At 59.6% G+C, this 22,516-nt stretch carries 22 protein-coding genes and 1 tRNA gene; 13 read left to right on the top strand and 10 right to left on the bottom strand.

Going from position 1 to position 22,516, the window contains the following annotated elements; translation table 11 throughout:
* Window positions 1–80: 80 nt before the first annotated feature.
* Window positions 81–1,067 (bottom strand): 3'-5' exonuclease, encoded by a 987-nt coding sequence (locus QOV41_RS06295; RefSeq protein WP_284580269.1) that lies wholly within the window; start codon window positions 1,065–1,067, stop codon window positions 81–83.
* Window positions 1,068–1,341: 274 nt separating this feature from the next.
* Between QOV41_RS06295 and QOV41_RS06290 the strand changes: the two genes are divergently transcribed.
* Entirely contained in the window at window positions 1,342–1,596 is a 255-nt protein-coding gene (locus QOV41_RS06290; RefSeq protein WP_284580268.1) for a hypothetical protein, read from the top strand.
* 513 nt (window positions 1,597–2,109) lie between these two features.
* Here QOV41_RS06290 and QOV41_RS06285 read toward each other — a convergent pair.
* Window positions 2,110–2,481, bottom strand: a complete 372-nt coding sequence (locus QOV41_RS06285; RefSeq protein WP_284580267.1) for a hypothetical protein — start codon at window positions 2,479–2,481, stop codon at window positions 2,110–2,112.
* Between the two features lie 247 nt (window positions 2,482–2,728).
* Window positions 2,729–3,535 carry a hypothetical protein gene (locus QOV41_RS06280; protein WP_284580265.1) on the bottom strand — a complete coding sequence of 269 codons (807 nt, stop codon included), beginning with the start codon at window positions 3,533–3,535 and terminating at the stop codon, window positions 2,729–2,731.
* Here QOV41_RS06280 and QOV41_RS06275 point away from each other — a divergent pair.
* On the top strand, window positions 3,534–4,613 hold the full coding sequence (locus tag QOV41_RS06275) for an IS5 family transposase (protein ID WP_284577058.1): 1,080 nt from the start codon (window positions 3,534–3,536) through the stop codon (window positions 4,611–4,613). The two genes, QOV41_RS06280 and QOV41_RS06275, sit on opposite strands and share 2 nt — an antisense overlap.
* Window positions 4,614–4,834: 221 nt before the next feature.
* Here QOV41_RS06275 and QOV41_RS06270 read toward each other — a convergent pair whose 3' ends face one another.
* The gene (locus tag QOV41_RS06270) at window positions 4,835–5,365 is read right to left on the bottom strand and encodes a hypothetical protein (RefSeq protein ID WP_284580264.1); all 531 of its coding nucleotides are present in this window, start codon (window positions 5,363–5,365) and stop codon (window positions 4,835–4,837) included.
* A 169-nt stretch (window positions 5,366–5,534) separates the two neighbouring features.
* On the opposite strand from QOV41_RS06270, the gene QOV41_RS06265 reads away from it, so the two are divergent.
* Both QOV41_RS06265 and QOV41_RS06260 read left to right on the top strand, forming a co-directional pair.
* Window positions 5,535–5,915: a MarR family transcriptional regulator gene (locus QOV41_RS06265; protein WP_284580262.1), complete on the top strand. Its 381-nt coding sequence runs from the start codon at window positions 5,535–5,537 to the stop codon at window positions 5,913–5,915.
* A 373-nt stretch (window positions 5,916–6,288) separates the two neighbouring features.
* Window positions 6,289–7,107 carry a metallophosphoesterase gene (locus QOV41_RS06260; RefSeq protein ID WP_284580260.1) on the top strand — a complete coding sequence of 273 codons (819 nt, stop codon included), beginning with the start codon at window positions 6,289–6,291 and terminating at the stop codon, window positions 7,105–7,107.
* A 99-nt stretch (window positions 7,108–7,206) separates the two neighbouring features.
* On the opposite strand, the gene QOV41_RS06255 is transcribed toward QOV41_RS06260, so the two are convergent.
* Entirely contained in the window at window positions 7,207–8,067 is an 861-nt protein-coding gene (locus tag QOV41_RS06255; RefSeq protein ID WP_284581198.1) for an ATP-dependent DNA ligase, read from the bottom strand.
* A 57-nt stretch (window positions 8,068–8,124) separates the two neighbouring features.
* Between QOV41_RS06255 and QOV41_RS06250 the strand changes: the two genes are divergently transcribed.
* The gene (locus QOV41_RS06250; RefSeq protein ID WP_284580259.1) at window positions 8,125–8,412 is read left to right on the top strand and encodes a hypothetical protein; all 288 of its coding nucleotides are present in this window, start codon (window positions 8,125–8,127) and stop codon (window positions 8,410–8,412) included.
* Between the two features lie 65 nt (window positions 8,413–8,477).
* Here QOV41_RS06250 and QOV41_RS06245 read toward each other — a convergent pair whose 3' ends face one another.
* On the bottom strand, window positions 8,478–8,648 hold the full coding sequence (locus tag QOV41_RS06245; protein ID WP_284580257.1) for a hypothetical protein: 171 nt from the start codon (window positions 8,646–8,648) through the stop codon (window positions 8,478–8,480).
* A gap of 499 nt (window positions 8,649–9,147) precedes the next feature.
* Window positions 9,148–9,223, bottom strand: a tRNA-Ile gene (locus QOV41_RS06240).
* A gap of 144 nt (window positions 9,224–9,367) precedes the next feature.
* Here QOV41_RS06240 and QOV41_RS06235 point away from each other — a divergent pair.
* From QOV41_RS06235 to phoB, 8 genes are all read left to right on the top strand, one after another.
* Entirely contained in the window at window positions 9,368–10,813 is a 1,446-nt protein-coding gene (locus QOV41_RS06235) for an NAD-dependent succinate-semialdehyde dehydrogenase (RefSeq protein WP_284580256.1), read from the top strand.
* A 25-nt stretch (window positions 10,814–10,838) separates the two neighbouring features.
* Window positions 10,839–11,594, top strand: coding sequence for an IclR family transcriptional regulator domain-containing protein (locus tag QOV41_RS06230; protein WP_284580255.1), 756 nt, complete (start codon window positions 10,839–10,841; stop codon window positions 11,592–11,594).
* A gap of 229 nt (window positions 11,595–11,823) precedes the next feature.
* The gene (locus tag QOV41_RS06225) at window positions 11,824–12,855 is read left to right on the top strand and encodes a PstS family phosphate ABC transporter substrate-binding protein (RefSeq protein ID WP_284580254.1); all 1,032 of its coding nucleotides are present in this window, start codon (window positions 11,824–11,826) and stop codon (window positions 12,853–12,855) included.
* A 108-nt stretch (window positions 12,856–12,963) separates the two neighbouring features.
* Complete coding sequence (gene pstC, locus QOV41_RS06220) at window positions 12,964–14,340, top strand: phosphate ABC transporter permease subunit PstC (protein WP_284580253.1); 1,377 nt, start codon at window positions 12,964–12,966, stop codon at window positions 14,338–14,340.
* Window positions 14,341–14,342: 2 nt separating this feature from the next.
* On the top strand, window positions 14,343–15,704 hold the full coding sequence (gene pstA / locus QOV41_RS06215) for a phosphate ABC transporter permease PstA (protein ID WP_284580252.1): 1,362 nt from the start codon (window positions 14,343–14,345) through the stop codon (window positions 15,702–15,704).
* Between the two features lie 48 nt (window positions 15,705–15,752).
* Complete coding sequence (gene pstB, locus QOV41_RS06210) at window positions 15,753–16,559, top strand: phosphate ABC transporter ATP-binding protein PstB (RefSeq protein WP_284581197.1); 807 nt, start codon at window positions 15,753–15,755, stop codon at window positions 16,557–16,559.
* Between the two features lie 25 nt (window positions 16,560–16,584).
* Window positions 16,585–17,295: a phosphate signaling complex protein PhoU gene (phoU, locus tag QOV41_RS06205; protein WP_284580250.1), complete on the top strand. Its 711-nt coding sequence runs from the start codon at window positions 16,585–16,587 to the stop codon at window positions 17,293–17,295.
* A 3-nt stretch (window positions 17,296–17,298) separates the two neighbouring features.
* The gene (phoB, locus tag QOV41_RS06200) at window positions 17,299–18,000 is read left to right on the top strand and encodes a phosphate regulon transcriptional regulator PhoB (protein WP_284580248.1); all 702 of its coding nucleotides are present in this window, start codon (window positions 17,299–17,301) and stop codon (window positions 17,998–18,000) included.
* Here the strand turns inward: phoB and QOV41_RS06195 are convergent.
* From QOV41_RS06195 to QOV41_RS06185, 3 genes are all read right to left on the bottom strand, one after another.
* Window positions 17,997–19,622 (bottom strand): MFS transporter, encoded by a 1,626-nt coding sequence (locus tag QOV41_RS06195; RefSeq protein ID WP_284580247.1) that lies wholly within the window; start codon window positions 19,620–19,622, stop codon window positions 17,997–17,999. The genes phoB and QOV41_RS06195 overlap by 4 nt on opposite strands.
* A 112-nt stretch (window positions 19,623–19,734) precedes the next feature.
* On the bottom strand, window positions 19,735–21,174 hold the full coding sequence (locus QOV41_RS06190; protein WP_284580245.1) for an aldehyde dehydrogenase family protein: 1,440 nt from the start codon (window positions 21,172–21,174) through the stop codon (window positions 19,735–19,737).
* Window positions 21,175–21,194: 20 nt separating this feature from the next.
* Window positions 21,195–22,346 (bottom strand): fumarylacetoacetate hydrolase family protein, encoded by a 1,152-nt coding sequence (locus tag QOV41_RS06185; protein WP_284580243.1) that lies wholly within the window; start codon window positions 22,344–22,346, stop codon window positions 21,195–21,197.
* Between the last annotated feature and the right edge of the window lie 170 nt (window positions 22,347–22,516).

Below are 22,516 nucleotides of genomic sequence, written 5' to 3'. Positions count from 1 at the left end.
CTATTATAGGCTATGCCACTGACCGCTCTTTGACAGCGCCCTGCGGGCGGGGGTGAGCTTATAGACGGCGATCGGCTTGCTCATGCCCGAAATCGGTCCTGCGCCGTCAGTCGGATGCACAGTGGCTCGGCATCTTCCCATTGGTAGATTTCGCGGCGCAGATAGGCGAGCTCTTCCTCATGAAGCGCTTCTTCTGTCTCGATCCACCACGCCTTCGGCCTGCCGTCGCTTCCATCTGACCAGCGATACCCCTTTGCCTTGAGATGATCCTTCATGTCGAAGGGTGAGTTCTCGGCGAAGATCCGCACTCGACAGCAGGCACTGGACCGAATGAGCTCCGCCAATGGTGTTGTTCCGTTCACCGTGGGACGGGCAAGCACCTCCAGAAGAGCATGGCAATCATCGACCGCCCGGTGCCCCTCGTGAAAATGTCCTGATTGTCCGACCAGGTAGCCGAGCTTGTTGCCTTCGAAGCCGCGGTCTGCCCAGCGGATTTCAGACACCGAACAGGCCCAGCCCTTCAGAATGAAGGATGGAGAGAGTTTTCCGCAGAACGGACGGTCGAAGCTGGCATTGTGGGCAATGACCAGATCAGCTGGTTCGATAATCGCCTCGAGAGCCGGCAGATCGATTTCTTGTCCGGCGACCATCGCATCGGTGATCCCCGTCAATCGAGTAATCTCTGACGGGATCGGTTGTGAAGGCTCACGCAACCCGCCGTACACACCCACAACATCACCCAAGTTTCCGTCGTCGTCATAGGTGAAGGCGACGGCGCCAATTTCGATCACTTCATGCGTTGCATGCTGAAGACCTGTCGTTTCGGTGTCGACCAGAACAGCCAAGTTCGGGAACATGCTGCTGGCACGCGGAATGATCGGGCGGTGAACCAGTCTTCGCAGCACCCGGTAGTCTCCGGTATCTTCCAGCCGTTTCGCTGCCGCCTCGGCATCCCAGGGGTCGTCGAGCAGTGCGGGTGCTGGTCGATTCTTTGGCTTTGGACGAGGTGACTGCCTGTAGCCGGGAGCCTCATCAAAGAGGTCGAATTGGGCAGGAGCCATCTTCATGTTGCCCTTTCATTTCCCAGGCTTCTTATGTCGGCCTGCTCTTACCACGTGAGCACCGCTTTCAAGAAGTCGGCATGAAGTTGGGCTGGAGCCCCATCGAGAAAATCTCGCGGCTTGTAAAGGTAGTTGAGCGAGTGGCCGTTGCCACCCGACACGCTGGACTGTTGCTCCAGTACCTCAGAACAGTCGTCGAAACCGGGCACGCCGCACTCGTGAGTTGATCCGCTGCCACGAACTGTCATGGTTCGGGTCTGGACCTCCACCGGGTGCTCGCATGAACTTCATCGACCCGAACCCAACCTCAGAAAGAACCTCGATCTGCCACTATCTCGTGGTCTCGATAGATGGCGCATGGTGGGTAGACTGCGAAGGCAAACCTTTTGGTCCCATGGCGACCAAGCAAGAAGCGATCAGCTCCACGGTCAAGCTGATCGAAGCGTTCGGGGATCCGAATAGGCCGGCGGACATCTGGGCTCCGGACGAAACCGGCAGGAGTAGACCGGTTTGGAAGTGGGAAGCAGTTCGGTAGGCTCGCAGGGCTGTTTCCTTGAGGGTCACGGGCGCATGCATTGGGTCCGTTTCCATGAGCTTTCCATCCCGTAGTGACTCCTAGCCCCACCCGCGGCATCTCTTTTGTTTGTTATGACTGGCTTGGCGCCGTTTCCGGAGAGACCGTTTACGGCTACGGGGCGAATAGCTGCTGTTAGCCCCTGGCCGATGACCGTCCTAGACGTCAAGAAGGTCACCGACCTTCTGGAGATCAGCGCAGATGTTGCCTGCATCCATCTCCCAAGCCACGAATGGCCCTTTTGCTGTCGCTCCCCCACTTAACCAATTGCCACCTTGGGATAGGGCTGTCGTCTCGATCTTGCCTTCATGCGCCGGTCGGCACAGGCAGGGCGGGCGAAGTGCATCCGCCCAGAGTGGGTCCGTTCTGAACGGGATGAGGGACTATCGACCGCAGTGGCTTTGCGCTTCGATGACCGTAAGGAGTGGCCTCTCGCAAATACAAATAGGGGGCGCCATACGGCGCCCCTTTGCTCTACGGCAACCTACTTAATAGGTCTGGAAGATCGGCAAGAAAAGCTTCTGCTTTCGCAACGAATTCTTTGCGCAAATCAGCGATAGCCGCTGCATCGTCCTCCTGCGCAGACGAAATTCGCAGCTCGTAATCGGTCGCCAACAAATCAGTATAGTACTCGTCAACTACCTCGTAGTCGAGGCACATGAGGTCCACGGTCAATGTGGACAGCAGTGCTCTGAAGTGTTCCACGATTGCAAGGCGAAGTGCCTCGTCTAGAGCACCTTCCTCCGCTGAGAGTTCGTCGCCACTTAGCGTTTCATGATAGATTCGGCTATGCGTCGTATCGAGCACCAGTCGTAGGTACAGGGTACCTTTACTCAGGTCAGCCATTTCGGCTCCTTCCATTGAGATTTAGGGACCACAAGCCGGTTTGCTTTGCACCACACGCGGTGCATGTGTCGCGCCCGAGCCAGGGGGCTCAGGAACCCTCCCGCAGTAGGGGAGAAAGAAGCCCCTCAACTGTTAGTGCAAACAAGCCAACAGCTACAGAACTCGTGCAGGTGAGAGATTTAACCTTAGATGCCGGTACATTAGCCAAATACCTGAACGAGACAGCACCCGGCTCAAGTGAACAGAGTCACAGGCCGCAGTGCGGGCAGCTGCCGGATAAACGGGCTTCCATGCGTGTCCTTCGCCGGCCCTCCTCCTCCACCCGCCAGAGTGAATGAATGTGCCAATAGATCTCCACGACCCGCCAGGCAGGTAGGACGTCTAAGAAGACAACTTGGCTACGGAGTGCATCGATAGTTTTCAGCGATGGCAAATCGTCTGCTAAGGCAACAGGCAGGGGCTTGCTGCCGTCGATGCCGACAAGCTCTTGTTGGATTGCGGTGAGAGCCGTTTTCTTAATCTTCCTAGCTTCTGTAATGCGTAGCTTGGCTTCACGCGACGCGAGTGCGGCTCTTGAGAGTACACCTCCGCTGGGCGCATCTATGCGGACGTCGAGTGCTTTCGGCCAGCCACGTACGTAGGTTACTTCACTGCGCAACCTCCGCCAGATGAGTTCACCGCCGTACCTCTCAGCTGACACCAGGCCTTCATCAACCCCCCAAGCTAGGATGCCACCAGGGAAGCTCGGATCTTGCGCCCCAACTCTAGCGAGGAAGCGTAGCACCGCGAGTTCAGCACCGACAACGGGATCACCGTCGAAGATCCAATCTAGACTGCGATCGTACCAACTTGCATCAAACACATCAGCACTATTGCCGAGGCAGCGCTGGTACTCGGCCAGAGCCGCGAGACGGCCTACACCGTTGTAGGCGGGGGTCAGGTCTAGCATTACAAGATCAGGAGGGATGAAACGCACCTGGAGACCCGCAAAAACTCTCGCAGCATCGATGCTATCGTGATTCACTGATGTCGCCCGATCATGGAGCTGCATCATGGACCCACACTCGCTGTTCAGTCTCAACGATCATCTTGAGGCGCTGAGTCAGCATGGCGATCCGCTCGAGGTGTTGGAGCAGACGGTAGACTTTGAGTACTTCCGGTCTTGGCTGGTCGAAGGGCTGGGTTATGGCGATGGCAGCAAGGGTGGCCGCCCTCCGTTCGATCCGGTAGCCATGTTCAAGATACTGATCCTGCAAGCCCAGCACAACTTATCCGATGCCCGCATGGAGTTCATGATCCGGGATCGGCTCAGCTGGATGCGGTTCCTGGGGTTCTCGCTCGGTGACCGCACCCCCGATGAGAACACCATTCGCCATTTCCGCAACCGGATGACCGAGACCGGCACGCTCAAGCGGGTGATGAAGGCGTTCGACTGGCAACTGCACAAGAAGGGCTACATCCCTATGTCGGGGCAGATCGTCGACGCCTCCCTGGTGCCTGCGCCCAAGCAGCGCAACACCGATGGCGAGCGGGACGCCATCAAGGCTGGCAAGACGGCACAGGAGATATGGCCTGACGAGCCGGCCAAGGCGGCGCAGAAGGATACCGATGCGCGCTGGACGCTCAAGATTGGCGGCAGGGTGCGGTATCGGCCAGATGGCACGCCGTTGCCCATGATCGCGCTGCCGGTGTTCGGATACAAAAGCCATATCAGCATCGACCGGCGCTATGGCTTCATCCGGGCCGCTGCCGTGACCTCGGCCAATCATCCCGATGGACGCATGCTGCGCCAGGTCATCGACCGACAAAACACTGGCAGCGAAGTCTGGGCCGACAGCGCCTACCGCTCACAGAGCAACGAGGCTTGGCTCGCCGACCGCATGCTGACCAGCCGCATCCATCGGCGCAAGCCCAAGGGCAAATCGATGCCGATCGCGACCGCCAGAGCCAACGCGGCCAAGTCTGCGATCCGTGCCAAGGTCGAGCATGTCTTTGCCCATCAGAAAAACCGGTTCGGCCTGTTCATCCGCACCATCGGCATCACCAGAGCCGAAGCCAAACTCACCTTGGCCAATCTCGCCTACAACTTCGACCGCCTGATCTTCCACGAAAGGTGCGTTGCCAAGGCATGAGTCCGCCCGAAGCACCTCGAAAACGCCTCCATGGGTCGCCACCCAGGGCCGAAGCCCTAGCCCGACACTGAACTCAGCCAGCACTCATGGAAAAGCTGGGGCTCACCAAAGCAGTTTTTGCGGGTCTCCACCTATTTACTCCAACATAAAAATACGCAAAAACAACAACGACAATTACTTGCAAAGCGCTTGAATAATGCGCGCGGGATGTGTCGAGTTTATCAAAGAGCCTTACTATTCGCCTTCTTCTTCAACTTAGACCGGCGCTTTAGTTGCGCCTTGGCTAGCAACTTCAGTTCATACTGGACTTGGTGCAGTGATCCGCAACTGGTGGAAAATAAGTCGCTTTTCAACAACCAAGGTTGGTCAAAAATCAAGTTACCCTGATACTCAACAGAACAGCGTAGCCGCTCCGCCTCCCACAGGAGAAGCTCTCGATCTAGAGCAGTACCAGCTACCAAAGGCCTCAAAGCCTCATTGACACTATAAAGAAGGTCGGAGTTTTCTTCTCCGTCTAGCTTCAATTGCTGGAGGTTATCCGCCCAGCAACCATCGCAGTTAGGCAGTTCGCCGTCTACGATTGTCTCAGATACTGTTTCGCTTCCTCCCGGAATGGTTAGTAGGAAAGAGATGGTCGGCGGTTCCCCGCTATCTTCATCGGCCGGGAAGATCACTACCTCTGCCAATTTGAACTCTCCTCCAATGTAAGAGCCGAAGATTGTCCCCTCGTTGCCTTCAAAGAACTGCTTCATATTCCTTATCCTTCGGTGGACATCGGGCAGTGAGTGGTGCCAAGCGCACCGCGCATCCGATCGAATGCAAGCCCGAGGTTTATTATCATGAAAATGACTATTGTGTGATAGTTCTGAAAACGCAAGAGAGTCCCTCCCGCCATGGTTATCGAAAGGTTAACTTATGAGTATGCAGCGCGAAATCTTCTTGGCCTCCGGAGCGCCCGACACCGAATTTCAGAGGTTCGTCTACGTGTTGGAACTGGTGCGAAGCCGCTTCCCGAACATGACGTTGGGAGGTCTGGCGACTTTTCTAGCTATCGCGCAGCACAAGGGGGGGGGTGGAATAACGGCGACCGAACTGGGGACGCAGTTGAATTTACCCTCACCCACCATTTTCCGGCAATGTGCGCAACTGTCAGACGGCTTACCCAATCAACCTGGCATGCGTCTCGTGAGAAAGGTCGGGGACGATCAGGATCGCCGAAGCCGAAAGCTGTCGCTGTCGCTCAACGGACTCAGTCTATTGACCGACATTTCCGAGGCCTTAAGTAGCGATCTTCCAGACTAAAGCCGTGGGAGGATCTGTACACCGGGCGTGCACCCACGGCTAATGGCGGGGTTCTCTGCTTGCCAGCGATGCTGAACCTGCGCCGGCTCACTCCTAGCAGGGTGCCCGTCGTTGACAGCTTCCTCAACGGCAGCCGGCCCTGCCCACCACCGGTGCTCAAGAAGCTCGGCCTGCGCCGGATCAACCCGGGCTCGCGCCGATATGAGGTCGTTGGCGACCCGCTGTAACGGATACTCCACAAAATCGAAAACGTGGAGAAACCATCACAGGCCCCGTAACACATTCTCATCATTTCCAATTTTGATGAGAATTCATTACGCGGCTGGTCCCTTGCATCCCCGTCAGCGACACTTGCTGACGAAGGGGACACACTATGAAGATTTGGCTTTTCTCAGACCTGCACATGACCCGCGACAAGAGCACGTTCTCGCACTTTTTTCGAGGCATTCCGGACGCCGATGTCTGCGTGTGCGCCGGCGATTTAATCGAGCAAGACCCGGGCTTTGGCGTCGAGTGGCTCGATTTCCATATCGGCCAGTACATGCCGTGCCTGTATGTGCCCGGTAATCATGAGTTCTACAGCCGATCACACTCGATCCAGAGCAATCGGGCTCTTGCCGGACAGGCTGCCGCAAGGACCAGCAATAAGGTCCATGTTTTGGATGATATGGGTATCACCATCGATGGCATCCGTTTCCTCGGCACCACGCTCTGGAGCGATTTCCGTGTGCTCTGCGGGGATGACGATGTTGGAATGGCCTGTGCCATGGCGGCTGCCCAGAATTCCGTCAGCGATTTCAGGTTTATCCATAAGCCCAACGGCAAGACCTGGACGCCGAAAGACGCCATGCTGCAGCATGCTCAGAGCGTGCAGTGGCTCGACGAGGAACTCGAAAGGTCCGAGCTGCCGACTGTTGTTGTCAGCCACCACGCACCCCATCCCGACAGCATTGCGACGGAATGGCAGTACGACTTGTGTACGGCCGCTTTCGTCTCGAACCTTTCGGAGTTGATCGAGCGGCACCAGCCGAAGCTGTGGCTCCATGGGCATACTCACGACTCTTTCGACTACAGCGTCGGCAACACGAAGGTCATTTGCAATCCGCATGGCTACCGGACCGAAAACTACGCCCATTGGAAGAGGGACATGGTGATCGAGGTCAGTGAATACAGCCCCAAACCGAGGTTCTGAAAACCGACATCAAACTGGAAGTTAAGGAGGGTTAGGTTCAACTGAATTACCGGAAATTCCGGCGATTCACCCAAACGATAGTGCGGACGATAGGTTAGTTCAGCCCTCGACTTGGATGCTCTGAACCACCGCATGCCGCAGCTTGTCCGATCCCTTGAGGAACCGAACCTGCGCTCGCAAGCCCTGTTGCAGCCACTGTGCGCCACGCTTCTTGAACGGGCCTTGCTCGGCAGCATGCTGCTCGGTCCATCGCCAGAACAGCTCCCGCGCACCGCCAGGCAATGTCAGGTATGCCGAGCCACGATAGCCTGAGGCATCTGCCACCAGCGCATGTGGGACGCCCTCCTTATCCCGCTCAATGCCAATGATGTCGAAGGTATCGCTTTTCCAACACTTGATCTTCAGCCAATCCCGAGAGCTGCCTGATCGATACCGGCTGCCTTTCCGTTTGCTGACGATGCCTTCCAATCCATGCCGGTCGGCGAGCTCGAAGAAGCTTTTGCCATCACCGGTGAACTCATCCGACATCACCAACCGGCTGTCTGGCAGCTGATCGAGGAGCCACCGCAACTTGGCCCGTCGTTCCTCCAGCGGCCTGTCGTCTAAATTGACGCCATCGAGGTGGAGCAAATCGAATGCGAAGAACACCAGGTCGCCAGGCCGCTCCGAGATGGCCCTCGGGAGGGCAGAGAAGTCTGTGACACCTTTGTCGTCTTGGACGCAGACTTCACCATCGATCAGCGCGGAGAGAACCGGCAATCCTTTGGCGGTTTCACAGATCGGCTTGTAGCGATCGCTCCAGTTGTGGCCATTGCGGCTGTATGCCAGCGCGTGTCCGGACCAGACGCTGAGTTGGGTCCGGTAACCGTCGTATTTGATTTCATGCAGCCAGCCGTCGCCGACCGGAGGCTGATCCGTCAACGTCGGCTGCATCGTAACTTTGTGCGCTAAGTGATTCATGAGACTCACGAAATGGCCTCGCAATCCTTACGTTGCGAGTCGGATCACGGAAAATCGATGAGTCCTTTGAATCACTTACGGCCGCTGTACCTGCTGAACGTCGACGAACCCGATCCGCGGTCGATTGTCCTTGTCGTGCGCACTGATGATGCCGGCGTCACCACGGGCGAAATCAAGTTACCCAAGTGGGAGGAGTTGCCGCCCGGCTTTGATGGTCCACACGAGATCGATACCGCTATCAAGCTGGCTGACAGCTATGCCGAGGCATACGGCTACCGCGCCATCGCCATCGACATCGAGAGCAGCCAGCTGTGGCGGGGAGAATGGGGTGAGCTGCAGCGATAATGTATAGGCGTGCGTCATCCATCGCTCTCCATGCCATGTTCAGATAGGGGGCAGTGGAAGGGCGATTAGGCCTGGTCGTCGGTGTCTTCGACCCGCCGGCTCCACTCCATCCCAAATCCTTTCCAACGCGTCGTGACCCGGCGCATACGGCGACGGGTGCGGGACGGCTGAAGGATAGCAATGAAGAGGGTGGCGAGGCCGATGACCACCTGCAGCCAGGCTGCGAGTTCGGTCATCCAGTCTCCAGAAACGACAAAACCCGCCGGCGAGGGCGGGTTGTCCGGTCGGAATTCTAACTCCGATAATTATGACTGGTAATGCGAGTCGCGACAGCGGTCAATCCGGCGGTGGCAGCGGCCCATAGAACTCGTCCTTCCAGAGCTGGATACGACGCTCCCCTGCAGGTCGTCTAATCAACGTGTGCCAACATCATCGGAGTTGGCGTATCGTTCCCGGACACGGAAGAAGTTCGGGCTACCGCAATTCGGGCACCGAGGGCCGAAGAGCTCCTCGACGAACAGGTCAGGATGATAGCCGCACTCGAGTAGATCGCTGGCGAGATAGCAGCCGCGTGCGGTAGTTCAGTCCGGATCGGGGATTCTGGCCCATGCCCAAGCATGAACGAAACGGGAACACTGCGTCAATCCATGGTCCCGATCACATCTATCTCCGGGACATAAACCGGGACGTAAATCAAAAGGGGTCAGCCGATAAAGGCTAACCCCTTGATAAAGCTGGTGGGCCCACCAGGACTCGAACCTGGAACCAGACCGTTATGAGCGGTCGGCTCTAACCATTGAGCTATAGGCCCGCTCGTCGCGTCATAGCAGGGTGGCGCCTGCAGGCAAGAGGGAAGAACTCGACAACCAGCAGAATGCGTATCCGGCTCGTTTGACTCTCACCCCGTGCGCTGGGGTAAAGTGCCTCGCCAGCGATATCACCAGCTGAGGACAAGATGACCAAGCTCGACCTGCTTCGCTCCGCTAACTTCATCAATGGGGAGTGGGTCCCCGCCGCCTCGGGTGCAAGCTTCGAGGTGACCAACCCGGCCACCGGAGAGATCATTGGAACGGCTCCGAACGGCGGCGCTGCCGACGCTCGTCGCGCCATAGACGCAGCTTCGGCGGCTTTTCCAGCCTGGCGCGCCAAAACGGCGGCTGAACGGGCGAACCTCTTGCGCCGTTTGCACGATCTGATCCTTGCCCATCAGGACGAATTGGCACTGCTGCTGACGCGCGAGCAGGGCAAGCCGCTGGCCGAGGCCAAGGGCGAAGTCGGCATGAGCGCCGCCTACATCCTTTGGTTCGCCGAAGAAGCCCGGCGTGTCTACGGGGACATCATTCCCTCTCCTTGGCCCGATCGTCGACTCCTCGTCACCAAGCAACCCGTGGGTGTGGTGGGTGCAATCACGCCGTGGAACTTCCCCTCTTCCATGCTCGCCCGCAAGATTGGACCGGCACTGGCGGCGGGCTGTACCATCGTGGCCAAGCCGGCCGCCCAGACCCCCTACTCCGCTCTTGCCTATGGTGTTCTGGCCGAGGCCGCAGGCATCCCCAAGGGTGTTCTCAACATCGTCACTGGCGACGCCAAGCAAATCGGCGGCGAACTGACCAGCAGCTCGAAAGTGGCCAAAATCTCGTTCACGGGCTCGACGGCTGTTGGCAAGCTGTTGCTGCGCCAAGGCGCGGAGACGGTCAAAAAGATGTCAATGGAGTTGGGCGGCAATGCGCCTTTCCTGATCTTCGATGATGCTGACCTCGAGCGCGCCGTTAGCGGCGCCGTCGCCGCCAAGTTCCGCAATGCCGGACAGACCTGTGTCTGCACCAACCGTTTCTACGTCCAGGCGGGAATTTACGATAGTTTCCTCGAAGAGTTCGACGCCGCCGTTGCGGCGCTGCGGGTCGGCAATGGCAGCGAGGAGGGAACTCAGATCGGTCCTTTGATCGACAGCAGCGCCTTGGCCAAGGTGGAGGACCTTGTCGGCGATGCGCGGGAGCATGGCGGCAGGATTGTACGGGGGGGCGAACGCCACACCGCCGGCGAGAACTTCTACGCCCCCACCATTATCGCCGAGGCTAGTACACGTATGCGCCTGGCGCGCGAGGAGATCTTCGGTCCAGTCGCCCCGATTTTCCGGTTCGACACCGAAGACGAGGCGATCGCCGCCGCGAACAACACCGAATATGGGCTTGCCTGCTACTTCTACACGCAGGACCTGGCGCGTGCCTTCCGTGTCTCGGAAGCCCTCGACTATGGCATTGTCGGCGTCAACGATGGGCTGGTCACCACCGAGGTGGCGCCATTCGGCGGCTTTAAGGAATCGGGGGTGGGCCGTGAAGGCTCCAGATATGGCATCGAGGACTATCTCGAGATCAAGTATGTCAGCCTTGGCGGTCTCTGACGCATCGAGGCTCAGGCGCTAATCCATGCGGCCAGGCGACATCATCAATGGCCTCGTGAAAGGGCTCGCAGTCATCGAGTGCTTCGATGAGGACCATGCCAGCCTCTCGATCACCGATGTGGCCAACCGGACGGGCTTGGAACGGGCGACAGCTCGCCGGTGCCTGCTCACGCTCACCAGCCTGGGCTACGCCAGCTATGACGGTAAGTTCTTCCGGCTGACGCCCAGAGTGCTGAACCTGGGCCATTCCTATCTGGCCGCCACCCCATTGCCACGTCTGCTCCAGCCTTTCCTGGATCAGCTGTCAGCGCAAACCAATGAAAGCTCGTCGGCCGCAGTCCTCGACGGCACCGAGATTCTGTATGTCGCCCGCGCTTCCCATCGCCGGGTAATGTCCATCAATCTGGGCGCTGGCGCACGCATGCCGGCCTATTGCACGTCCATGGGCCGCATCCTTCTTGCCAGCCTCCCCCAGTCTGCCGCACGCGACATTCTCGATCGCTCGCAGCTGATCGCCTACACACCAAAGACTAAGGCGGACCTTCCAGCCATTTCAACCGAACTGGCCGTAGTTGCCGCGCAAGGCTTTGCCGTGATCGACGAGGAGCTCGAACTCGGTCTCAACTCCATTGCGGTGCCGCTACACAATGCGAAGGGAGAGGTCGTCGCGGCCATCAACATCGGCGCCCAATCGGCACGGGCCTCGACATCGCATATGATCGCGACTTTCCTGCCCTTGATGCGAAAAATCCAGTCTGAACTTAGACCGCTACTGAGATAGAGAAAATTCCAGGCAGCGCATGACACCGATCCAAGAAATCACCTTTCCACAGCAATATTAAAGAAATTCAGTTCAAATACCGTGACTTAGCCTGTCACATAGCAGTCATCAAAGTGCAATAAATGTGTCGCCACAGCCCCCTATGGTCGGCCGCGTCACAGGGCGGCGCCGGGGGATGAACTGCCGGTTGAACCAGCCACGTTGAACTGAATTCCGAAAGGGAAACCTCATGAAGTCTGCACTTTACACCAGTGCTGCCGTCATCGCACTCGTCGCCGTTGGCACCACGGGCGCTTCCGCCCAGTCGCGCGACACCATCCAAATCGCTGGCTCGTCTACCGTTCTCCCGTTCGCTTCGATCGTTGCCGAAGAATTCAGCAATGCTTTCCCCGACTACAACACTCCAAACGTAGCCGGCGGCGGCTCGGGTGGCGGCAAGCGTCAGCTGTGTGAAGGCGTTGGTGAGGCTACCCTCGACATCGCCAACTCCTCGAGCAAGATGAGCGCGAGCGAACTCGAAAGCTGCCAAGCTGCCGGCGTTGAAGACGTCCGTGAAGTGGTGTTCGGTTACGACGGCATCGTCTTTGCAACTGGCATCGACCAGGGCGACTTCGCACTTGAGCCCGTGCACCTCTATAAGGCAATTGCCGCTCAGGTTCCCGTCGATGGCGAACTGGTCGACAATCCCTACACCAACTGGTCCGAAATCGACTCCTCCCTGCCTGACCAGGACATCTTTGTTGCCATCCCCGGCACCAACCACGGCACCCGCGAAGTCTTCGACGAGCGCGTTCTGGAACTCGGTTGCGAGGCCGCTGGCCTGCCCGAAATGGACGAAGATGCCATGGAAGCCGCTTGCCTGACCCCGCGTCAGGACGTGGTTGTCGAGATCGCTGGCGACTACACTGAGACTCTCGCTCGCCTGCAGTCGAACCCAGAAGCCATTGGTGTGTTCGGCCTGTCCTTCTACGACCAGAACCGCGACACTCTCAAGGTTGCCACGGTTGACGGTGTTGAGCCGACCCTAGAGACCATTGCTTCGGGTGATTACCCGATCTCCCGTCCGCTGCAGTTCTACGTCAAGGGCGCGCATATCGGCGTGATCCCCGGCATTGAAGACTACGTAGCCTTCTTCCTGTCCGAGCAGATGGCTGGTGCCGGCGGTGCTCTGGAAAGCGCTGGCCTGGTTCCTGCTTCCAGCGAGTTCCTGACTGAGCAGCTCGACGCCTTCAACAACGGCACGCAGTACCAGCCTGAGTAATCCGGCGCCCTACGAACATAGAGGATCCCGGCACTGCCGGGGTCCTTTCCTTTCGAATTAGTCAGGGGCCGGTCAGATGACCTCGGCTCTCCAGGAGACCAGGACGCCGTGAACGCTCTCGTAGTCGCCGCACTTCTTCTGGTCCTTCTGACAGTTTCCTATCAGGTCGGCTGGTCGCGTAGCCGCAAGCTCGCCAGCGGCAAGGGCGACCGCCTCCACTCCCGCCCAATCTATCACGGCGTCCTAGCCGCTCTGTTTGCGCTACTTCCCGCTATTCTCCTCCTGAGTTTGTGGGCGCTTTTCAGCGACTACGTCTCAAGTGGATTTATTCTGGCGCAACTGCCACTCGAAACCGCGCAATTAACCGAGGTCCAGGTGCAAGCTGCGGTCAATCGCGTGCACGCTCTCGCCAACGGATTCGGCGTGGTCGGAACTCCGTCCCCCGAGGAAATGGGAGCGGCCAGGGCATACGAGTCATTCCAACTGGTCACCTCTTTGGTTGTTGTTGCTGCCGCGGCGGCCCTGGGTGCAGCGGGTCTTTTCCTGGCGCAGCGCCGCATCGGGCTCCGCCTGCGTGCGCGCACCGAGGTGGAACTGGCAATCCGCATTGCACTGATCCTCTGCTCGACCGTCGCTATCCTGACCACAATAGGTATCGTTCTGTCGCTGCTCGCTGATGCGTTCCGGTTCTTTACCTTCATCGCCCCCCAAAATTTCTTCTTCGGAACGGTCTGGAACCCGCGCTTTCAGAGCACTGGCTCTGGCTCCGCCGGCGAATATGGCCTCCTGCCGCTCCTTTGGGGCACGGTGATGATCAGCATCATCGCCATGCTGGTGGCTGTTCCAATTGGCCTTATGTCGGCGATCTATCTCTCGCAATACGCGGACAAGCGCGTGCGCAGCGTGGTTAAGCCGGTTATTGAGGTGCTGGCAGGTATTCCCACCATCGTCTACGGCTTCTTCGCGCTGGTTTCGGTCGGCCCCTTTCTTGCCGCTGCTGGCGATGTAATCGGTCTCGACATCCGCGCCACGAGCGCCCTGACTGCTGGCATTGTCATGGGCATCATGATCATCCCGTTCATTTCTTCGCTCAGCGATGACATCATCGCCCAGGTGCCCCGCGCGATGCGCGATGGTTCCTTGGGCCTGGGCGCCACCAAGTCCGAAACCATACGCAAGGTGCTGCTGCCCGCCGCCCTTCCCGGCGTCGTCGGCGCGATCCTGCTCGCGGTGAGCCGCGCCATCGGAGAAACCATGATTGTGGTGCTGGCGGCCGGCAACAGCCCAGTCCTGCGCTTCAATCCTGCTGAGCCGACCTCAACTGTGACCGTGAGCATCGTCAATCAGCTGACGGGCGACGCAGCCTTCACCAGCCCCCAGACGCTGGTTGCTTTTGCACTCGGGCTAACTTTGTTTGTCATGACTTTGCTGCTCAATATCATGGCCCTCTACATCGTCCGTAAATTCAGGGAGCAATACGAATAGCCATGACTGACGCATTGCTTTCCACCAATGATACCAGCAAGGCCCGGCGCGAGCGTGTGCGCAAGAGCCTGGGAAGGCGCCATCGCAGCGAGACGATCTTTCGCTGGGCCGGCATTCTCTCCATTGTCGCCGCACTGGGCTTCGTGGCGATCCTGTTCGGGATGATCCTGTCCAAAGGGCTTCCCTCGTTCTGGCAGTCCACTCTTCATGTCGAAGCCTATTTTGACCCCGAACTGATCGAAGGTGGGCCTCAGCCGCAGCCGCAGGACAGCGCGTCCCCTGCTGAGTACCAGCAAGCGATGGCTCAGTGGCAACGTAACGTTACCCTGTCGAACTGGAACGCCATCGTCGAGCGAGCCGTACGAACCAGCGCGCCCGATGCCGATATCGAGACCCGCGATCTACTTGAACTCGTGACGACGGCTGCTCGCTTCCAGTTGCGCGACATGTATTTTGCCAATCCTGACGTGTTGGGACAGACTCTGCCGGTCTCGATCTTGGCTTCTGCCAATACAGATAACTGGCTCAAAGGGACTATCAACCGCGAATTAGCCGATGCACGTCAGCAGCTTTCTGCCGAGACAAGGCAGCTCGCTGATCGCTTTGTGGCCGAAGGCATCATCACCTTCGACTTCGCCTGGCATATCTTCACCAATGTTGACAGCCGTTCCGCCCCCGCCACTGCAGGTCTGGCCGGTGCCTTCATGGGCTCGCTTTACATGATGATCGTGGTGATTGTGCTGGCCGTGCCGATCGGCGTGGCGAGCGCGATCTACTTGGAGGAGTTTGCGCCCAAGAACCGCTGGACCGACCTCATCGAGATTAACATCAACAATCTTGCAGCAGTGCCTTCCATCGTCTTCGGCCTGCTCGGCGCAGCAGTGTTCATCAATTATCTTGGCTTGCCCCGCTCCGCACCGCTGGTTGGCGGCTTGGTGCTGACTTTGATGACCCTGCCCACCATCATCATCGCCACGCGATCTTCCCTGCGCGCCGTACCGCCCTCCTTGCGCCAGGCGGCACTTGGCCTGGGCGCCTCCAAGAACCAGACGGTCTTCCATCACGTTCTGCCACTAACGTTTCCGGGCATCCTGACCGCGACCATTATCGGCGTTGCACAGGCGCTGGGAGAAACGGCACCGCTGCTGCTGATCGGCATGAGCGCCTTTATCGCGAACATTCCAGCCACCCCCCTGGATTCGGCTACCGCGCTGCCCGTGCAGATCTATTTGTGGCAGGGCAACGAGAACCGAAACTTTTTCGAAGCGAGGACTTCCGCCGCCATCATCGTGCTTCTCGGGCTGATGCTGCTGCTCAATGCCATCGCTATTTTCCTCCGGACACGGCTGGAGCGTCGTGCCTGATCGGGCTAGGAGGTCTGACAAATGGACATGCTTACTGGTAGGCTCAAGATGACAAGCGACACCGAGGCAGGACGCGCGATCGTAGACCTTGCAAACGCGCCAACGCGCATCGAAGCGCGCGACGTGACGGTGCACTACGGCGACAAGCAGGCTCTGCACGGCATTTCGATCGACATTCCCGATCGGGCAGTTACCTCCTTCATCGGGCCGTCGGGCTGCGGCAAGTCAACCTTTCTGCGCTGCATCAACCGCATGAACGACACCATCGAGGGCGCCAAGGTTGGAGGCCAGATCAGGCTTGATGGCGAAGACATCTACGACACGGATCTCGATGTGGTGGAACTGCGCGCCCGTATCGGCATGGTGTTCCAGAAGCCGAACCCATTCCCCAAGTCGATTTACGAGAACGTAGCCTACGGTCCTAAGATCCACGGCATTGCGCGTTCCAAAGCCGATTTGGACGAGATCGTTGTCTCCTCACTCCGCAAGGCGGGTCTCTTCGAAGAGGTGAAGGACCGCCTATACGAGCCGGGTACAGGTCTGTCCGGCGGTCAGCAGCAGCGCCTCTGCATTGCGCGCGCGATCGCAGTTGGCCCTGAAGTAATCCTGATGGATGAACCCTGCTCGGCTCTCGACCCTATCGCAACCGCAATCATCGAGGAACTCATCGATGAACTGCGCGAGAACTTCACGATCGTGATCGTGACACACTCCATGCAGCAGGCCGCCCGCGTCTCGCAGAAGACCGCTTTCTTCCACTTGGGCAAGCTGATCGAAGAAGGCGTCACCGAAGAGATCTTCACCAACCCGGTGCACAAGCAAACACAAGACTACATCATGGGCCGGATCGGCTGACCGGGCGCATCGAGGAGGAAAACCAATGCCAAATACCGGCGCCGACCATATCGTTCAGTCCTATAGCGACGAACTCAATGCGCTCGCTCAAGCCATCGCCGAAATGGGCGGTGAAGTGGAAGTTTCCATCGAGAATGGCACCAAGGCCCTGCTCAAGCTTGATCGCGAGCTCGCCGATTTGACCATCATCGCCGATCAGCGCATCGACGACATGGAGCGCCGGATCGACGAAATGGCGGTTTCGATGATTGCTCGTCGTCAGCCGATGGCGAGCGATCTACGCGCCATCATTACCTCCATCCATGTCGCGGGGGACCTCGAGCGCATTGGTGACATGGCCAAGCAATTGGCCCGGCGCTCCCTGAAACTCGATGGGCTCAACCTGCAGCCAACTTTCTACAATGGCGTCCGCAACATGACGGCATTGGTAATGCGGCAGCTAAAGCAGGCGCTGGACGCCTATTCCAATCGGGACGCCGCCGCTGCCGTCGAGGTCTGCAACCGCGATGACGAGGTCGATGCGATGCACACCTCGTTGTTCCGTGAGCTGCTCACCTACATGATGGAAGATCCGCGCAACATCACCTCCTGCACGCATTTGCTGTTTTGCGCCAAGAGCCTGGAACGCATCGGCGACCACGCCACCAACATTGCGGAGCGCGCCTACTATCTGCAGACCGGCAAGCAGCTCGGGAGCAATGTCGAAGAGCTCGAGCGCAAGCAGATCAAGGTTTAAGCCATGTCGGCTACAATTCTCGTCGTCGAAGACGAAGGCGATATCGCCATTCTCTTGCGCTATAATCTTGAGGCCGAAGGCTTTCGGGTCCTGACTGCTGAAACCGGTGACGAGGCCCAGGTCCAGATCCAGCAAAAGCTGCCCGATCTGATCCTGCTTGACTGGATGCTGCCCGAGATCTCCGGCATCGAACTGTGCCGGCGCTTGCGGGCGCGCGACGAGACCGCGCGGGTGCCGATCATCATGCTGACCGCACGCGGCGAGGAAGAAGAACGGGTGCGGGGCCTTGCCACAGGTGCGGACGACTACGTCGTAAAGCCGTTTTCTGTTCCCGAACTGATGGCCCGAATCCATGCACTTCTGCGACGGGCGAACCCCAATCTGGTGACCGCTTCGCTCAAGGTCGGCGATCTCGAACTCGATCGCACCACCCACCGCGTCCGCCGCGGCAATCGCGACGTCCATCTTGGTCCCACCGAGTATCGACTACTCGAATATCTCATGCGCCATCCCGGCCGGGTCTATTCGCGCGAGCAATTGCTCGATGGTGTCTGGGGCAATGACGTCTATGTCGATGAGCGGACAGTGGATGTCCATATCGGTCGTCTCCGTCGTGCCATCAATCGCGGCCGCGAGATCGACCCGATCCGGACCGTTCGCGGCGCGGGCTACGCTTTCGACGAGCGCTTCGCCCAAGTGGCCTAGTGCTCGGGGCTCTCCCGGAGCGGCATGTCGTCGACCTGCGGCACGGTCTGCCGCTCGATCATGCGGTGGACATGGGGCGGTCCCTCGCCCCGGTGCAGCGCCCGCAAGCTCTGCAGGTTCTCGGCATCGGCCTTGGTACGCCGCAGATTGTGGCGCACATAGTCCACCCAGGTGGGCACGTGATAGCTCTCCACCCAGATCTCTGGGCGTTCGAGGTCCCGCAGCAGCGCCCATTGCCGCGCACCATCGCGGATGCGGATACGGCGGCGCTCACTCATTAGCCGGAGGAAAGCGGGAATGTCTTCCTGGACGATCTGATAGTCCACCATCACCATCACCGGCCCACTCCGCGGCCGCATCTCGAGCTTGAGCACCGGTTCGTTGAAGGCATTGAGCGGGCTGAGGTCGCGTGAGCTGAACTGCGGCAGCGGCAGCTTGAGACCCACCAGAGCACAGGCAAGGAGCGTCACCCCCGCCAAGGCGAGTGACCAGCTCGGTGCGGACAGATCGGCGACACTGCCCCAGAGCCAGCTGCCCAGTGCCATGCCGCCGAAAGTAGCCGTTTGGTAGAGCGATAGCGCCCGCCCCACAACCCAACGGGGCGTTGAGAGCTGAACGGAGACGTTGAACAGTGACAGCGCCAGCACCCAGCCCGCGCCCGCTGGCAAGAGAATGAGACAGCTCAGCACGATTTCGCGGCTGAAGCCCAGGCCGACACAGGAGACCGCGAACACCACGCAGGCAATGCGCACGATGATCTCATTGCTGTAGCGCTCGCGCACCCTTCCGTTGAGGAAGGCGCCTCCGATGGCACCAACGCCAAAGCACCCCAACAACGCGCCATAGCCCAGGGCGCCGCCGCCGAGATATTCGCTTGCCACCGAAGGCAGGAGCGCCAGCACCGCGATAGCGGCAAGGCCGAACAGGAAACCACGCAGCATAACTGTCATCAGATTGGGCGAGAGCGAGGCATAGCGCACCCCGGCCCACATGGCGCTGCCGAACCTCTCCCGCGGCAACTTGTTGGCGATCGCTTGCGGCTGCCACCGGAACAGCGCGGCGATCAGCGGGAGGTAGGAAACCGCATTGACCGCGAAGGCCGCAGCCGCGCCGGCAAAGGCAACGATGATGCCGCCAACTGCTGGCCCCACGCTGCGCATCATGTTGAAGCCCATGGCGTTGAGCGTCACCGCGCCGGGCAGGTCGTCGCGCGGCACGATATCGCCCATGGAAGCCTGCCAAGACGGGTTGAACAACGCTGTGCCGCAGCCAATCAGAAAGGTGAACCCTAGCAAGAGCCAGGGGGTCATCAGCCCAAGGAAACCCAGCACCGCCAGCACCACGGAAATGATCGCCATTGCCGATTGGGCAATGATCATCACTATGCGCCGGTCGAAATTGTCGGCCAGCGCGCCCGCTGCGATGGAGAACACCATGATGGGCAGGGTGGTCGAGGCCTGCACCAGGGCGACCATATTGTGGGAGTCCGTGAGGGTGGTCATCATCCACCCGGCGCCGACCGCCTGCACAAGACCGCCGAGATTGGACGCTAAGGTGGCGATCCAGAGCAGGCGAAAGGTCTCGTGCCGGAAAGGGGCCAGCACAGACACTCGCTCGGGCATTCGTGAACCTCAGTCGTCTGCCCGCAATCGCGCGGGCGAATGGCACCAATCTGCTCTCGGCAGGGCGCCAATGCAACTGCGCCGGCACGAGGCCGGCGCAGTCTTTTTCGTCTTAGCCAGCCGCGGTGTAGGCCGTCTTGACCTGAGTGTAGAACTCGGCGGCGTACTTGCCCTGCTCGCGCGGACCATAGCTCGAGCCTTTGCGGCCCCCGAACGGCACGTGAAAGTCCACGCCAGCGGTTGGCACGTTGACCATCACCATGCCTGCCTCGGCATTGCGCTTGAAGTGCGTGGCGTATTTAAGCGAGGTGGTCACGATGCCAGCGGATAGACCGAACTCGGTGTCGTTTGCGGTGGCGAGTGCCTCTTCATAATCCTTGACCCGAATGACGCTAGCGACCGGCCCGAAGATCTCTTCGCGGCTGATGCGCATATTGTTGGTCGCCTCGACAAACAGCGTCGGCTGCAGGAAGTAGCCCTCCGTGTCCTTCTGGACGCGTTCGCCGCCAGCGGCAATCTTGGCGCCCTCGTTCTTGCCGATCTCGATGTAGTCGGTGTCCTGCTTGAGCTGGCCAGGATCGACCACCGGACCGATCTCGGTGTCCTTGTCCAGCGCATTGCCCACCCGCAGATTACGCGTGCGCTCAGCGAGGGCTTCCACGAAGCGGTCGTGGATACCTTCGGTGACGATGACACGCGAAGAGGCGGTGCAGCGCTGGCCGGTCGAGAAGAAGGCGGACTGTGCCACGGTCTCGACGGCAACTTTGAGATCGGCATCGTCGAGCACGATGGTGGGGTTCTTGCCGCCCATTTCCAGCTGGAACCGGCGGCCGACTTCAACCGACGCAGCCGCAACGCGCTTGCCGGTACCAACCGAGCCGGTGAAGCTGACGGCATGGACGTTCTTGCTGTCGAGCATGGTCTGGCCGACCACCGAGCCCTTGCCCATGACGAGGTTCAGGACGCCCTTGGGCAGGCCTGCCCGCACCAGGATGTCGACGATGGCCCAGGTCGAGCCGGGCACGAGGTCCGCCGGTTTGATGACGACGGTGTTGCCATAGGCCAGGGCGGGGGCAATCTTCCAGCTTGGAATAGCGATCGGGAAGTTCCAGGGTGTGATGAGGCCGATGACACCAATCGGCTCGCGCGTGATCTCGACACCGACGCCGGGGCGGACCGACGGCACCACTTCTCCCGTGAGGCGCAGCACTTCGCCGGCAAAGAAGTCGAAGATCTGACCGGCGCGAGTGACCTCGCCGATGCCTTCAACCAGTGTCTTGCCCTCTTCACGGCTCAGCAGTTCACCCAGCTCTTGCTTGCGGGCGAGGATTTCATCGGCCGCCTTGCGCAGGATCGCATGGCGTTCCAGCAAGCCCGAGCGCGACCAGGCGGGGAATGCCGCCTTGGCTGCCGCAATCGCCTGTTTGGTTTCCTCAGCCGATGCGCGGGCATAGACGCCCACAACTTCGGAGGTATTGGAGGGGTTGATGTTCTCCACGCCCTCGGCGCCGACCCATTCCCCGTCGATCAGGTTCTTGTGTAGTTCAGCCATTTATTGTGCCTTTCAGAAAGCTAGAGGAGGTCCGCCCGGGCGAGGTCGCGCAGCAAGTGGCTGGCGCCGTAGGTCCAGGGTGGGCAATGAGTGGATAGGTCGACGCGATTGGTCAGTGTCCCCAGCGAGGGGGTCGAAATCGAGACCGTGTCGCCGATCTTGTGGGTAAAACCCATGCCGGCGCCGCCGCGATCCTTCACTGGAGCGAACATGGTGCCGAGATAAAGCACCAGCCCGTCGGGATATTGGTGATGTTCGCCGATCGTCGCGGCAACCAGCGATTCCGGGGTGCGGGAGATCTGGCTCATGGACGAATGGCCGTCGAGCACGAAGCCGTCCTCGCCTTCCACCCGTAAGGCGATCTCGGCCTGCTTGACGGTATCGAGCGTGAACTCGTCGTCGAAGAGGCGAATGAACGGCCCCAGCGAGGCAGACGCGTTGTTGTCCTTGGCCTTGCCCAGGAGCAGCGCCGAGCGGCCCTCCACATCGCGCAAATTGACGTCGTTGCCCAGCGTCGCGCCGATGATGTTGCCCGTGCTGGTGACCACCAGGGCGACTTCGGGCTCGGGATTGTTCCAGCTCGAGATCGGGTGCAGCCCCACGTCGGCGCCATAACCCACCGAACTCATGGGCTGGCCCTTCGTGAAAATCTCCGCGTCAGGCCCGATCCCCACTTCGAGATATTGGCTCCACACGCCTCGCTCCACCAGCGCCGCCTTGACCTGGGCGGCCGTATCGGAGCCGGGTACCAATTGGCTAAGGTCGGTGCCGATCAGGGCGAGAATTTCGACCCGCAATGCCTCGGCACGCGCCTTGTCGCCACGTGCCTGCTCTTCGATGACGCGCTCAAGCAGCGACACGACGAAGGTGACGCCCGAGGCTTTCACCGCCTGCAAGTCGATGGGCGACAAGAGGCTGGGTTTGGCTGCATCACGGCCGGTGGGTAGGCTGTTGTCCAGCAGCGCCTGGGCGCTCCCCAAATCCTTGCCACTCGCCGCGCGGACATAGCCGATCGGGTCAGCGCTCTCGGCGATGTCCCGCACGGTCGCCATGCCCTTGGCGGTGATATCGAGTACCTGACCGTCACGAATGGTAATAATGGCAGGGTGGTTCTGCCCCGCTAGACGAGCACGGCCGAGCAGGACGCCGTCCGGGAAATGCTTGTGGCTCATGAGCGCCTCTTGTGGGTGATGCCTGTCTGAGTACCGCACCCGCAGGGCCCGGCGCAACCCTCATAAGTCATACTTTTGGACATGACCGTTTGCCCACAAGCCCGTTCAAATTCAGTTCATCAGCGCCGCAATACTGACGCATTAGGTGGGGAATGCTCCCCCCTCAACTT

This window comes from Devosia sp. RR2S18, assembly GCF_030177755.1.
Classification (GTDB): domain Bacteria; phylum Pseudomonadota; class Alphaproteobacteria; order Rhizobiales; family Devosiaceae; genus Devosia; species Devosia rhizosphaerae.
This window is presented reverse-complemented; position numbering and strand designations above follow the sequence as displayed.

Coding starts and splice junctions, on each gene's coding strand:
- QOV41_RS06190 (WP_284580245.1), bottom strand. CDS start 21,174: ATGGCTGAACTACACAAGAACCTGATCGACGGGGAATGGGTCGGCGCC.
- QOV41_RS06225 (WP_284580254.1), top strand. CDS start 11,824: ATGAAGTCTGCACTTTACACCAGTGCTGCCGTCATCGCACTCGTCGCC.
- phoU (WP_284580250.1), top strand. CDS start 16,585: ATGCCAAATACCGGCGCCGACCATATCGTTCAGTCCTATAGCGACGAA.
- QOV41_RS06195 (WP_284580247.1), bottom strand. CDS start 19,622: ATGCCCGAGCGAGTGTCTGTGCTGGCCCCTTTCCGGCACGAGACCTTT.
- QOV41_RS06295 (WP_284580269.1), bottom strand. CDS start 1,067: ATGAAGATGGCTCCTGCCCAATTCGACCTCTTTGATGAGGCTCCCGGC.
- QOV41_RS06245 (WP_284580257.1), bottom strand. CDS start 8,648: ATGACCGAACTCGCAGCCTGGCTGCAGGTGGTCATCGGCCTCGCCACC.
- QOV41_RS06265 (WP_284580262.1), top strand. CDS start 5,535: ATGCAGCGCGAAATCTTCTTGGCCTCCGGAGCGCCCGACACCGAATTT.
- pstB (WP_284581197.1), top strand. CDS start 15,753: ATGACAAGCGACACCGAGGCAGGACGCGCGATCGTAGACCTTGCAAAC.
- QOV41_RS06270 (WP_284580264.1), bottom strand. CDS start 5,365: ATGAAGCAGTTCTTTGAAGGCAACGAGGGGACAATCTTCGGCTCTTAC.
- QOV41_RS06290 (WP_284580268.1), top strand. CDS start 1,342: ATGAACTTCATCGACCCGAACCCAACCTCAGAAAGAACCTCGATCTGC.
- QOV41_RS06280 (WP_284580265.1), bottom strand. CDS start 3,535: ATGATGCAGCTCCATGATCGGGCGACATCAGTGAATCACGATAGCATC.
- QOV41_RS06275 (WP_284577058.1), top strand. CDS start 3,534: ATGGACCCACACTCGCTGTTCAGTCTCAACGATCATCTTGAGGCGCTG.
- pstA (WP_284580252.1), top strand. CDS start 14,343: ATGACTGACGCATTGCTTTCCACCAATGATACCAGCAAGGCCCGGCGC.
- QOV41_RS06230 (WP_284580255.1), top strand. CDS start 10,839: ATGCGGCCAGGCGACATCATCAATGGCCTCGTGAAAGGGCTCGCAGTC.
- QOV41_RS06185 (WP_284580243.1), bottom strand. CDS start 22,346: ATGAGCCACAAGCATTTCCCGGACGGCGTCCTGCTCGGCCGTGCTCGT.
- QOV41_RS06235 (WP_284580256.1), top strand. CDS start 9,368: ATGACCAAGCTCGACCTGCTTCGCTCCGCTAACTTCATCAATGGGGAG.
- phoB (WP_284580248.1), top strand. CDS start 17,299: ATGTCGGCTACAATTCTCGTCGTCGAAGACGAAGGCGATATCGCCATT.
- QOV41_RS06250 (WP_284580259.1), top strand. CDS start 8,125: ATGAGTCCTTTGAATCACTTACGGCCGCTGTACCTGCTGAACGTCGAC.
- QOV41_RS06255 (WP_284581198.1), bottom strand. CDS start 8,067: ATGAATCACTTAGCGCACAAAGTTACGATGCAGCCGACGTTGACGGAT.
- QOV41_RS06260 (WP_284580260.1), top strand. CDS start 6,289: ATGAAGATTTGGCTTTTCTCAGACCTGCACATGACCCGCGACAAGAGC.
- QOV41_RS06285 (WP_284580267.1), bottom strand. CDS start 2,481: ATGGCTGACCTGAGTAAAGGTACCCTGTACCTACGACTGGTGCTCGAT.